Annotated in this window: 10 protein-coding genes; 1 reads left to right on the top strand and 9 read right to left on the bottom strand. The window is 66.9% G+C overall.

Features of this window, described 5'->3' with window-relative positions:
- Positions 1-77 precede the first annotated feature (77 nt).
- The 9 genes from FG486_RS05420 to astD all read right to left on the bottom strand — a co-directional run bounded on the left by FG486_RS05420 (position 78) and on the right by astD (position 7472).
- On the bottom strand, positions 78-548 hold the full coding sequence (locus tag FG486_RS05420) for a hypothetical protein (RefSeq protein ID WP_060979988.1): 471 nt from the start codon (positions 546-548) through the stop codon (positions 78-80).
- A gap of 239 nt (positions 549-787) precedes the next feature.
- Complete coding sequence (locus tag FG486_RS05415; protein ID WP_241695581.1) at positions 788-1207, bottom strand: BLUF domain-containing protein; 420 nt, start codon at positions 1205-1207, stop codon at positions 788-790.
- A 59-nt stretch (positions 1208-1266) separates the two neighbouring features.
- Positions 1267-2097 (bottom strand): phosphoadenylyl-sulfate reductase, encoded by an 831-nt coding sequence (locus tag FG486_RS05410; RefSeq protein ID WP_181266716.1) that lies wholly within the window; start codon positions 2095-2097, stop codon positions 1267-1269.
- On the bottom strand, positions 2094-2531 hold the full coding sequence (locus FG486_RS05405; RefSeq protein WP_066284801.1) for a DUF934 domain-containing protein: 438 nt from the start codon (positions 2529-2531) through the stop codon (positions 2094-2096). The genes FG486_RS05410 and FG486_RS05405 overlap by 4 nt, the downstream gene beginning before the upstream one ends.
- A gap of 183 nt (positions 2532-2714) precedes the next feature.
- Positions 2715-4349 (bottom strand): nitrite/sulfite reductase, encoded by a 1635-nt coding sequence (locus FG486_RS05400; protein ID WP_181266715.1) that lies wholly within the window; start codon positions 4347-4349, stop codon positions 2715-2717.
- 21 nt (positions 4350-4370) lie between these two features.
- Complete coding sequence (locus FG486_RS05395; RefSeq protein WP_181266714.1) at positions 4371-4823, bottom strand: hypothetical protein; 453 nt, start codon at positions 4821-4823, stop codon at positions 4371-4373.
- A gap of 4 nt (positions 4824-4827) precedes the next feature.
- A complete protein-coding gene (locus tag FG486_RS05390) occupies positions 4828-5118 on the bottom strand; it encodes a DUF2849 domain-containing protein (protein WP_066284798.1) in 291 nt (96 codons plus the stop codon).
- A complete protein-coding gene (gene cobA, locus FG486_RS05385; protein ID WP_181266713.1) occupies positions 5115-5912 on the bottom strand; it encodes a uroporphyrinogen-III C-methyltransferase in 798 nt (265 codons plus the stop codon). The genes FG486_RS05390 and cobA overlap by 4 nt, the downstream gene beginning before the upstream one ends.
- A gap of 123 nt (positions 5913-6035) precedes the next feature.
- Entirely contained in the window at positions 6036-7472 is a 1437-nt protein-coding gene (gene astD, locus FG486_RS05380; protein WP_181266712.1) for a succinylglutamate-semialdehyde dehydrogenase, read from the bottom strand.
- A 224-nt stretch (positions 7473-7696) separates the two neighbouring features.
- Between astD and FG486_RS05375 the strand changes: the two genes are divergently transcribed.
- On the top strand, positions 7697-12886 hold the full coding sequence (locus FG486_RS05375; protein ID WP_181266711.1) for a beta strand repeat-containing protein: 5190 nt from the start codon (positions 7697-7699) through the stop codon (positions 12884-12886).
- Positions 12887-12893: the final 7 nt, after the last annotated feature.

The raw sequence follows: 12893 nt of genomic DNA, 5'->3' as shown, positions 1-12893 counted from the left end.
CTGCGGCGCACTGGCCCCTCCGTCAGCCTTGCGGGCTGCCACCTCCCCCAGGCAAGCTGGGAGAGGATTGGGATATATCAGCTCGCCGGGTTGCCCGTGGCGATGCTGAGTTCGGCCATCAGCGCGTTGCGGTCTTCGGCGGCGACCGCCAGTACATGCGCCTGCACCTCATCGGCGCGGCGGGCGAGCGTGTCGCTGACCTGCTCCTTGCCCTGGGCGCAGCGGCCGTTGGTCGATCCTTCGATCAGCTTGGCCGGTACCAGCGTGCGCACGACATGGCTGCCCTGTCCGGCCGGGGCCTGGAGATGCCGTTCGACCATGACTTCCGCCTTCCACAGGCAGCGGGCGGTGCTGGGCCGGTTCGGGCTCATATTGCCGATCTGGCGATAGCTGACCATCGTCTTGGGCTGATAGACGGCGGTCACTTCGCGCTCTCCGTGTGGCACCTGCACCTGATGGCGGATGTGCTGAAATTCAGAAGCGCTGGCGGGGATCGAAAGTCCTGCAACTGACAGAGCCGCGATCGTGGCGGCCTTTATATTTTTCATGGCATTGTCCTTTCCAATGGATGTGCATTGGTCGGGATGCGCGGGATTTCGATCGATTGACCGGGCCGGAAGCCCGGGATGGTGCGCATCCCGTAGCAGTCCGACATCACGCAGCATTGGAAATTGCTGCGCCAGAGGGGCCCGGCCTGCTGCGGTCGAGAATGGGGTCGGCAAGCCCGTCTGTCAACTACAGCGCGAAAGACGTTCATGCTGCGCAGCAATAGACGCAGACTATGCCCTCAGATCTGTCTGGCGAAGGCCGTCAGTTCGGCACGCAGATTGGGGTGGGCATCTGCGGTCCTGGCACAGATGAGGTCATAGACCTCGCCGGCATGCCCGTCGCGAAACGCCATCGACCAGTCGCCGAACTCGCGTCTGCCCACGGTCCGGCGGCTGAGCATCACCTGCGCGCGATGCCGCGTATCGCGCCGAATGCGCTCGAACGTGTTCTCCACCGCACCCGACGGCCCTTCGAGCACTTGCAGAAAGCGCTTGCCGTTGAACATCAGCAGGCCGGTAATGTCGTGCGCGCGGTTGTTGCGCCGGGCCACCGCGAGGATCGATTCCAGATCGACGGTTTCTCTTGGAGAAACCGTGCTGATATACAGGATCTGCAAAAGATCGGTGCGCTCTGACATGACCGCAGATTGCTGCAGCATGGTTAAAATGCCCTGAATCGGATCGAATTGCTCCGAATTTTTCTGGAGTTTACTGTCGATCAGAAGACAGGATCATTCGCTCCATTGTCATCCTGGGCACCGGGGAGCGGCGTTACCTCGCTATGGATGCCGCATTCGGTCTTGTCCCAGCCCTTCCAGCGCCCCGAGCGCGGATCTTCGCCGGGCGCGACCTTGCTGGTGCACGGCGCGCAGCCGATCGAGGGATAGCCCTGCGCCTCGAGCGGATGGCGCGGAAGGTCGTGTTCGGCGAAATAGCTGTCGAGCATCTCCTTGGTCCAGCTCGCGAGCGGATTGAGCTTGAACCGGCCCTGCGCGTCGGACGTGTCGATCTCGAACCGCGGCAGGCCTTGGCGCGTTGCCGACTGGAAGCCCTTGCGACCGGTGATCGAGCCGTCATAAGCGAGCAGCGCCTTGGCCAGCGGGCGGACCTTGCGGATCTCGCAGCAGCCATCGGGATCGTAGGACCAGCGCAGGCCGTTGGCGTCCTGCTTTTCCAGGTCTTCTGCATCGGGCGACAGCACGATCAGGTTGGTCAGCCCCAGCCGCTCGACCAGGGTGTCGCGATAGGCCAGCGTCTCGGGGAAATGCTTGCCGGTATCGAGGAACAGCACCGGCAGCGAGGGATCGACCGAGGCGATCATGTGCAGCAGCACCGCGCTCTCCGCGCCGAAGGACGAGACGATCGCAAGATCGCCGACCAGCCCGTCGCGGATCACGGTGCGCATCATCTCCGCCGTATCGGTGCCGCGGAACATGTTGTTCAGGCGGATCGCGTCGCGCTCGGTGAAGCGGGGCCCGGCATCGATGCGGTCGCGCTGGCGGGGGGCAGCACTGGCAGCGGGCTGCGCGTTGACTTCGGTCTGCTTCATGATGCCACCTGATGCCGCTTCGCCCAGATCGCGGCGACGCCGTCGCTGGTCTTCTGGTAGAATTCGGGGAAAAAGCCCTCGGCCGCCTTCACATCGTCCGGATTGAGCGGCTTGCGGGGCGCGAAGCTGTCGAAGCCACAGCGGCGCAGGAAGACGAACTGGTCGACCAGCACATCGCCGACCGCGCGCAGTTCGCCCTTGTATCCGGCTTCGCGCAGGATCTGTGCGCTGGAAAAGCCGCGTCCGTCGCCGAAGCTCGGAAAGTTCACCTCGACAAGGCGAAGCTGATCGAGCTGCGGAAGAAGTGCGCGCGCGTCCTCGCCCGGCTCGATGCGCACCGCAGCCGAATTGGTGCCGGTCGTAAACTCGGCGAGCGGGATGGCGGTATCGGTGACCGCAGGTTCGTCACGATAGAGGATCTGGGGTGTGGTCATGCCGCTTCTCCTGCAGTGCGCACCCAAATCCGTTTGTCCCGAGCGTGTCGAGGGACGTCGGCGAAACGGTAGCGATCACGTCCCTCGACTTCAGCCAGAGGCTGAAGTTCATCCTGAGAGACGCCGACAGGCGGCGTCGAAGGGCTCGGGACAAACGGGGAAGGGAGATGGGCCTGGGATGCGTCAGCCATAAAGCGCCTCCTTGAACGGCTGCATGCCGATGCGGCGATAGGTATCGACAAAGCGTTCGCCCGGTTCGCGTGCGCCGAGATACACGTTGGTGACAGTCTCGACCGCGTTGACGATGCCGTCCTCGTCAAAGCCCGGGCCGACGATCCTGGCGAGCGACACGTCCTCCGCCCCCGATCCGCCGAGCAGCAGCTGGTAGTTTTCCAGCCCCTTCTTGTCGACGCCCAGGATGCCGATATGCCCGGCATGGTGGTGGCCGCACGCGTTGATGCAGCCCGAGATCTTGAGCTTGAGCTCGCCCAGATCGCGCTGACGGCCGGTATCGGCGAACCGCTCCGAAATCTTCTGCGCCACCGGGATCGAGCGGGCATTGGCGAGGCTGCAATAATCGAGCCCGGGGCAGGCGATCATGTCGCCGATCAGGTCCAGATTCGCGGTGGCGAGGCCTGCGGCATCGAGCTTCTGCCAGATCGCGTAGAGATCGGCCTTGCGAACATGCGCCAGCACGATGTTCTGCGCATGCGTCACGCGCAGCTCGTCGAACGCATAGTCGCGCGCCAGTTCGGCCATCAGGTCGATCTGCTCCGCCGTGGCGTCGCCGGGAATGCCGCCCGCAGGCTTGAGGCTGATGGTCAGCGACGTGTAGCCCGGCACGCGGTGCGGGTGCGTGTTCTGATCGACCCAGACCGCGAAATCGGGGTCCGACCGGTCGATTTCGTCGCTCAGCCCCTGCTCGAACGGCGGGTCGCGGAAGAATGCGCTGATCCGCTCGAGCTCGGCTGCGGGCGGGTTGAGCCCCCGCGTCTTCATGTGCGCGAATTCTTCCTCGACCTGGCGGATATATTCCGCCGCGCCGAGTTCGTGCACCAGGATCTTGATGCGCGCCTTGTACTTGTTGTCGCGGCGGCCATGGCGGTTGTAGACGCGCAGGCAGGCCTCAGCATAGCTGATCAGCTCCTCTATCGGCACCCATTCGCGGATCATCGGCGCGATCATCGGGGTGCGGCCCATGCCGCCACCGGCAAAGAACCGTGCGCCGAGCACACCGTCGGCATTCTTGACCAGCTCGATGCCGATATCGTGCAGCCGCATCGCCGCGCGGTCATTGGGCGAGGCGATCACCGCGATCTTGAACTTGCGCGGCAGCAGCTGGAATTCGGGGTGGAAGGTCGACCATTGCCGCAGCAATTCGGCCCAGGGGCGCGGATCGGCAATCTCGTCGGCGGCAGCGCCCGCGAACTGGTCCGAGCTGATATTGCGGATGCAGTTGCCGCTGGTCTGGATCGCGTGCATCTCGACCGTCGCCAGCTCGGCAAGAATGTCGGGCGCATCCTCTAGCTTGATCCAGTTATACTGGATGTTCTGCCGGGTGGTGAAATGGCCATAGCCCTTGTCGTACTTGCGCGCGATATGGGCGAGCATGTGCATCTGCTTCGAATTGAGCGTGCCATAGGGAATGGCGACGCGCAGCATATAGGCGTGCAGCTGCAGATAGAGGCCGTTCTTCAGGCGCAGATGGCGGAACTCGTCCTCGGGCAGGCTGCCATCGAGGCGGCGGCGCACCTGGTCGCGGAATTCCGCGACGCGCGCATCGACCATCGCCTGGTCGTATTGGTCATACTGATACATCGCGTACCCTTCCGAAAAATCTCAAACCTGTGCGGCAAAGCCGCGAACGGCGACCATGTCGAGACGCTGGCTGCCGACGATGCGGCCCAGCTGCGCCAGGCCTTCGCCCTCGATCAGCACGGTCTTGTGGACCTTGCGGATCGCCTCGAAACCCTTTGCCGTGGCAGGGTCGTCATAACCCTGTGCGGTCGGGTAACCGACCTGCATCGCATAATCCCACGCCTCGAACCCCGGGGCGGAGCGCGCCAGCCAGAAGCCGGTGAACAGCCCCTGGTCGAGCGCCTTCTGGTCCATCACCAGCCAGTTGGCGGCGAGAAACCGGCCCAGCGCATCGGCCTTGCCCGGCAGCGCCTTGAGCAGTGTCTGTTCGACCACCACGGTCGGGCGCGGGCTCGCGGCGAGCGCAGGCGCGGCCACCCCGCCCAGCATGGCCAGGCCCGCCATTCCCGCCAGGGCGTCACGGCGCGAGGGCATGGTTTCAGGCCCTCACGATCGGGATGCTGGTGTTGATGGCAAGGTCGGTGCGCACCGTCGGTCCGAAGGCACGGATGCGTTCCTTGATGTGCAGCGGCATCGGACCCTGATCGGTCTGCCTGCCATCGACGATATAGGGGACATTGACGCGCAACGCGGCTTCCTCGCGCTTGAGGATCGCTTCGGCCTCGTCGCCTGCATCGACGCTGTCGGCGAGGTGGCGTGACCAGCGTGTATCGCCCGCCCACCAGATGACGTCGCCGGTCTTCAGGTCATTACCGGTGAGAATCTTCATGAAATCGGCTCCAGATGCTGGGCAAAGAGCGTGGGCAGGCAGTCGATGGCCTTGGCGCGGGTGACGACATCGCCGATCACGATCAGCGCGGGGCTCACCACCTTCTCGCGCGCGATCATGGGCCCGAGATCGGTCAGCAGCGTGCGCAGGGTGCGCATATCGGCGCGCGTGCCTTTCTCGAGCACGGCCACCGGCGTATCGGGCGACAGGCCGTCGGCGATCAGCTTCTCGGCGATCGCATCGCCGGTGGCGACGCCCATATAGATGACGAGCGTGCGGCCCTTTCCGGCCAGGCCGGACCAGTCCTGTTCGGTCAGCCCCTTGCACTGGCCCGCGACGAACGTCACCGCACTCGCAAGGTCGCGATGAGTGAGCGGCAGTTGGGCTGCGGCAGCGGCGCCATTGGCGGCGCTGATGCCGGGGATCACCTCGACGTGGACACCAGCGGCGCGGCAGTCATCGACTTCCTCGCCGCCGCGGCCGAAGATGAACGGATCGCCGCCTTTCAGGCGCACGACATCATGGCCCGCGCGCGCCTGTTCGATCAGCAGCGCATTGATGTCCTGTTGCGGCAGCGTGTGCCGGGCGCGCTGCTTAGCGACCGAGATCAGCTGCGCATCGGGCCGGGCGAGCGCCAGGATGGCGTCATCGACCAGACCGTCATGCACGATCAGCCGGGCGCGCGCGATGATCCGCGCGGCCTTGACGGTGAGCAGATCGGGATCGCCGGGGCCTGCACCGACCAGCCACACCGTGCCGGGCGCCGTTTGCGGGACAGAAGTGGGATGCGTCATGCCGTTGGTCCTTTCCAACGGTGCATCTGATATTTGGAGGCCTCGGATGCAAAGCAGAACCCCTTGGGCAGGGGTTAGATTTGCTTTTGCGGCTGCGAAGGAACCTGGTCCCCCGGTCCCGTTTCAGTCCGATTTCAGGCCGATGCCGATGGTCGCGCGCGGCTGTTCCATCTCGTTCGAGACGACCGGATAGGCGCAGTAATCGGCGGCGTAATAGGCGCTGGGGCGGTGGTTGCCCGAAAGTCCGACCCCGCCGAACGGTGCCTTGGACGAGGCCCCGTTGGTCGGTCGGTTCCAGTTGACGATGCCGGCGCGGATGTTGGCCCAGAACTGCTTGTAATGCTGGGGACTGCCGCCGACCAGAGCAGCGGACAGGCCGAAGCGCGTATTGTTCGCCTCGGCCACCGCTTCCTCGAACGAGCTGACCTTGACCACCTGCAGCAGCGGGCCGAACAGCTCGATATCGGGCCGATCCTTGACATTGGTGACGTCGATGATCGCGGGCGACAGGAAGGGCAGGCTGTCGTCGAGCCGCACCAGATGCTTGATGACGCGGCCACCGTTGCTGAGAAAATAGAGGAAGCTTTCGGTCAGCCCATCGGCAGTGGCATTGTCGATTACCGGCCCCATGAACGGCTGCGGATCGTCGAACGGCTTGCCGACGACCAGCCGGTCGGCCAGCTTCTTGGTTTCGGCGATCACCGCATCGTAGATGGTGTCACGAACGATCAGACGGCTGGCCGCCGAGCAGCGCTGCCCCGCCGAGGTGAAGGCCGACTGGATGATCAGCACCGCCGCATCGGCGATGCATGGCGTATCCCAGACCACCATGGGATTGTTGCCGCCCATTTCCAGCGCCACGATCTTGTCCGGGCGGCTGGCGAGCGTGCGGTTGATCGCGATGCCGGTGGTGGCAGAGCCGGTGAACAGCACGCCATCGACGTCTTCGTGCGCGACCAGCGCCTTGCCCTCGTCCGCACCGCCGATCAGCAGCCGCACCACGCCTTCAGGGATCCCAGCCTGGTGCAGGCACTCGACCAGCATCGCGCCGACGGCAGGCGTCTTTTCCGAAGGCTTGAACACCACGGCATTGCCCGCGATCAGCGCGGGGATGATATGCCCGTTGGGCAGATGCGCGGGGAAATTGTAAGGCCCCAGCACCGCCATCACGCCATGCGGCTTGTGCCTGAGCGCCATGGTGCCGCCCAGCGCGCTGTCAAGTTTGCGCTGCGAGGTGCGCTCGGCATAGGCGGCGACCGAAATATCCACCTTGGCGACGACCGATTCCACCTCGGTCCGCGATTCCCACATCGGCTTGCCGGTTTCGCGCGCAATCAGCTCGGCCATTTCCTCGGCGCGCGCGCGCACCTGATTGGCAAAGCGGCGGCAAAGCTCGATCCGCTTGGTGACCGCCATCGCCACCCATTCGGGAAAGGCCGCACGCGCGGTTGCGACTTCGGCATCGACATCGCCGTGCGGGCCGGACCAGAGCCGGGCACCGCTTGCAGGCTCGAAGGAGACAAGTTCAGGCAATTTCACGCTTTCTGGCGAGCAGTTCATGACCGGTTGTGCGAACCTGGAACCCCCGATAGCAAGTTATGAACGCGGCGGAAACCGTTGAACGCCATGGTGACAAATTTGTGGCGATTTCTTGGGGTTGCGCATCGCGGTCGCTCTGATAGATTTCGCTACGGCTGGTTAACGACCACTCGGCGAACAGGGTCGCATGAGTAAAGTTATAGCCGGGGGCAAACCCGCCTTGTCATCGAGCAAGGAGCGGTCCCATGAAATCTTTCCCCAACAACGCAAAAGCGTTGCGTGCCACGCTTTTTCTGGCCTCAAGTGCTGCAGCCATCGCCATCGCGAGCCCGGCTTATGCCGATGCCACCGCACCTTGCAACGCCAATGCCGGACCTGACGGGATCGCAGGCAATGCCGATGACCCGGCGCAATCCACCGAATGCGGCGTCAATTCCGTCGCAAGCGGGTTCGGATCGACCGCTGTCGGGCACACCGCGCGCGCGCTGAACCCCGAATCGACCGCCATCGGGGCGGCCTCGACCGCGTCGGGCGATGGGGCCACCACGGTCGGCAACCAGTCCCTCGCCTCGGGAAGCTTCAGCACGGCCCTGGGCGCGCGCTCGGTTTCCTCGGGGATCCAGTCGTCGGCGGTCGGTGCCGCAGCCACTGCCTCGGGCAATTTCTCGACTGCGGTCGGCACGTTCGCGACCGCTTCCGCACTGCAATCGCATGCCCTGGGTGACTCGGCCAACGCGTCTGCCAATTTCGCGATCGCCATCGGTACGGCGGCCGCCTCCTCGTCGCTGAGCAGCATCGCCATCGGCGCGAATTCGACCACCGCAACCATCGGCACCACCCCCTCGGGCGCAGCATCGCTGGGCACGGCGGTGGCCATCGGCAATGCCGCACGGGCCACGCAGGAAGACGCGGTCGCCTTGGGCGACCTCGCCAATGCCTCGGGCTTCCACGCGACGGCGATCGGCGGCGAATCGGTCGCCTCGGGCGTCGGCAGCCAGGCGTTCGGCTGGCAGGCCAATGCCTCGGGACGCACCGCCGTTGCAGTCGGTCATCAGGCGAATGCCGCCGGGCTGGAAGCGACATCGGTGGGCAAGAGCACCCAGGCGGGCGGCGCCAATGCTACCGCCGTTGGCAGCCGCGCCAATGCCGCAGGGATCAGTTCGGTCGCGATCGGCAACGGCGCGGTGACGGCGGACGGCACGACGCCCTCGGGCGCGGCTTCGACCGGAACCGCAGTCGCGATCGGCAACGCCGCACGGGCAACGGCAGAAGATGCGGTGGCGCTGGGCGATCTTGCCAATGCGAGCGGTTTCCACGCGACCGCGATCGGCGGCGAATCGGTCGCCTCGGGCGTCGGCAGCCAGGCGTTCGGCTGGCAGGCCAACGCCTCGGGGCGCACCGCCGTTGCAGTGGGTCATCAGGCCAATGCTGCCGGGTTCGAGGCGACGTCGGTCGGCAAGAGCGCGCAGGCGGGCGGCACCAATTCGGCGGCTCTGGGCAGTCGCGCCAATGCAGCCGGCATCAATTCGGTCGCGATCGGCAATGGCGCAGTGACTGCGGACGGCACGACGCCCTCGGGCGCGGCTTCGACGGGAACCGCGGTGGCTGTCGGCAATCTGGCGCAGGCGACGGCTGAAGATGCCGTGGCGCTGGGCGATCAGGCCAATGCAAGCGGTTTCCATGCGACCGCGATCGGTGGGGAATCGGTCGCCTCGGGCGTCGGCAGCCAGGCCTTCGGCTGGCAGGCGAACGCGTCGGGACGCACCGCCGTTGCAGTGGGTCATCAAGCCAATGCTGCCGGCTTCGAAGCGACCTCGGTCGGCAAGAGTGCACAAGCCGGCGGGGCCAACGCCTCGGCGCTGGGCAGTCGCGCCAACGCCTCAGGCGTGAACTCGCTCGCGGCGGGCAACGCGGCCGTGTCTGCCGGCATCAACTCGGTCGCGATCGGCAACGGCGCGGTAACCGCGGACGGCACCACGCCTTCGGGTGCGGCCTCGACGGGCACAGCGGTCGCCATCGGCAATGCCGCACAGGCCACTGCCGAGGATGCCGTGGCGCTGGGTGATCTGGCCAATGCGAGCGGTTTCCACGCGACAGCGATCGGCGGGGAGTCGGTTGCCTCGGGCGTCGGCAGCCAGGCGTTCGGCTGGCAAGCCAATGCCTCGGGTCGCACGGCCGTTGCGGTCGGGCACCAGGCGAATGCTGCGGGCTTCGAGGCCACCTCGGTGGGCAAGAGCGCCCAGGCGGGCGGTGCGAATGCGACGTCGGTGGGCAGCCGCGCCAATGCGGCAGGTCTCAACTCGGTGGCGATCGGCAACGGCGCGGTGACGGCGGACGGTACCACGCCTTCGGGTGCCGCCTCGACGGGCACCGCGGTGGCCATCGGCAATGGCGCGCGCGCGACGGCGGAAGATGCGGTGGCGCTGGGCGACCTCGCCAACGCCTCGGGCTTCCACGCAACCGCGATCGGCGGCGAATCGGTCGCCTCGGGCGTCGGCAGCCAGGCCTTCGGCTGGCAGGCCAATGCCTCGGGCCGTACCGCTGTGGCGGTCGGTCATCAGGCCAATGCCGCCGGGCTGGAGGCGACCTCGGTCGGCAAGAGCGCGCAGGCGGGCGGGGCCAATGCCACGTCGCTCGGCAGCCGCGCCAATGCCGCTGCCGATAACAGCGTTGCGCTGGGCAATGCGGCGAGTGCCACGGCGGCCAATGCGGTCGCGCTGGGATCGGGATCGGTGGCCGATCGCGCCAATACCATCTCGGTAGGGGCGGCGGGCGCCGAGCGCCAGATCACCAATGTTGCGGCGGGCACGGCGCTGACTGATGCGGTCAATGTCGGCCAGCTCAACGCGGTCGCCGCCACCACCACGGCCAATGCCGCGCGGCTCAACTATTTTGCGGTCAACAGCACCCAGGCAGGCGCAACGGCCACCGGCGCATCGGCGATCGCGGCGGGCGACAATGCCCGGGCCGAAGGGATCGACGCGCTTGCCATCGGCGGCGACGATGCCGGAACGGGCGCACGGGCGATCGGCAATTCGACCGTCGCGATTGGCGGCGAGGCGGATGCCTTCGGCCCCGGTGCGACCGCCTTTGGCTGGCGCTCCAATGCCGATGCCGAGCGCGCGCATGCGCTGGGCCACCTTGCCAATGCCACGGGCGTACGATCGCTGGCGGTGGGTGAGGCCGCCAACGCGACCGCGCTGACCAGCGTTGCTGTCGGCAATCAGGCCAGCGCTACCGACGAGGATTCGGTGGCGGTCGGCGATCTCGCCAATGCCAGCGGCTTCCACGCCACGGCGGTGGGCGGTGAGTCGGTCGCATCGGGCCGTGGGGCGCAGAGTTTCGGCTGGCAGGCACGCGCCTCGGGCGAACTCTCACTCGCGGCAGGGCACCAGGCCCAGGCGACGGGCGTGCGTTCGACCGCCGTCGGCAAGAGCGCCGTCGCCTCGGCCACCAATTCGGTCGCCATCGGCAACCAGGCCACGACCGACAGCGCCAACACCGCGTCGCTCGGCACGTCGGTGGCGATCGGCAACCTGGCGAGCGCAGGCGATGAGGATTCGGTGGCGATCGGTGACCAGGCCAATGCCTCGGGCTTCCACGCCACAGCGGTCGGCGGCGAAGCGGTGGCTTCGGGCCGGGGATCGCAGACCTTCGGCTGGCAGGCGCGGGCGACCGGCGAGCTGTCGCTGGCGGTCGGGCACCAGGCAGTGGCAGGCGGCGTGCGCTCGCTAGCGCTGGGCAAGAGCGCGACGGCAAGCGGCGATTTCTCGATCGCGATCGGCAATCTGGCTTCGACCGGAGCCTTTATCAACTCTGTCGCCATCGGCAATGGATCGGTCGCAACCGCGAACAACCAGTTCGTTCTTGGCGCAGCCAATCACAGCTATCGCTTTGCCGGTCTGGCCGGGATCGTCCCGGCAGGCCAGCAGTTCTTCCTGACCATCGATTCGGCGGGCAATCTGATCGCGGTCGCCTCCGCGCCTCCGGGTGCAGGCATCGGCACGGGTGTCGACAGTACGCAAGTGGGCGTCGGTGCGCGGGCAAGCGCGGAAGACGCGGTGGCCGTGGGCAACAGCGCCGTGGCCAGCGCGGTCGATGCAACAGCCGTCGGCACTGACGCGCAGGCGCTGAGCCCCGGAGCGACCGCGATCGGTGCGGGTGCGATCGCGTCGGGCTCGACCGCCGTCGGCGCGGACGCCCAGGCGCTCGGTGCTGGATCGGCGGCCTATGGCTCCAACTCGCGCGCGACCGGCGCGCGTTCGATCGCGATCGGCGAGGACGGTGACGATGCCGATGGGCTGGGGGCAGTGGCATCGGGTACCGGCGCCATCGCCATCGGCAACGACGCGCGCTCGACCGGTCTAGAGGCGGTGGCGATGGGGCTGAGCGCCTCGGCCACCGCCGCCAATGCGACCGCGATAGGCGGCCGGGCAACGGCCACGGCGCAAGGTGCGACCGCTTTTGGCTGGCAGGCCAATGCGGTGGCCGAACGTGCCACCGCGCTCGGTCATCTCGCCAATGCGACCGGCGTGCGTTCGACAGCAGTCGGTTCCTCGGCCACGGCCTCGGGCGAGGTCAGCGTCGCGATGGGCAATCTCTCGGTCGCCAGCGGCACCAATTCGGTCGCCATCGGCAACACTGCGATTGCCAGCGGCGGCGATGCGATCGCCATCGGCGGCAATCGCGACGGTGCTTCGGGCCGCGCGACCCAGGCCGCTGGTGCATCGACCACCGCCGTCGGCGGCCAGGCGCTGGCGACGGCAACGGCGGCCACCGCCTATGGCTGGCGATCGGAAGCAACGGCGGAACGCGCCACCGCGCTCGGCCATCTCGCCGTGGCATCGGGGGTCCGCTCGGTCGCGGTGGGTGAAGCGGCGATCGCCTCGGGCTCCGGTGCGATCGCCATCGGCAATCAGAGCTCGGCGGCGTTCACCAACTCGGTCGCGATCGGCAATGGTGCCACCGCCAACCGCGCCAACCAGATCAAGCTGGGCGGCACGGGAAGCTCGGTGACGATCGGCGATCTTGCTGCCAGCACCGCGGCGCAATCGGGCACCACCTCGATCGTCACCACCGATGCCAGCGGCACGCTGGGCGCAGGGCCTGCGGTGAGCAATTTCGCCACCAATGCGCAGGTCACTGCGCTCACCGGCCAGGTGAACACGCTGTTCGACCTGACCGAGATCAACCGGCGGGCGATCAACCGGGCGAACGAGGGCGTCGCCATGGCGCTGGCGATGGAATCGCCCGCGCTGCCGGCGGGCACCAACTTTGCGCTGTCGGGCGGTGTCGGCTATTATGAGGACCAGGCCTCGCTGACCATGGCGATCACCGCCCGGGTCGGGGAGAACGCTTCGGTTTCCGCCGGTATCGGTACCGGCTTCAACAGCGGTTCGGTGGGCGCGCGCGGCGGCTTCCAGATCGCCTGGTAAGGACGGG

The sequence above is a fragment of the Blastomonas ursincola genome (assembly GCF_013607875.1).
In the GTDB taxonomy this organism is placed as follows: Bacteria; Pseudomonadota; Alphaproteobacteria; order Sphingomonadales; family Sphingomonadaceae; genus Blastomonas; species Blastomonas ursincola.
Note: the sequence above shows the minus strand (reverse complement) of the source record. Positions and strands in the feature narration are given on the sequence as shown.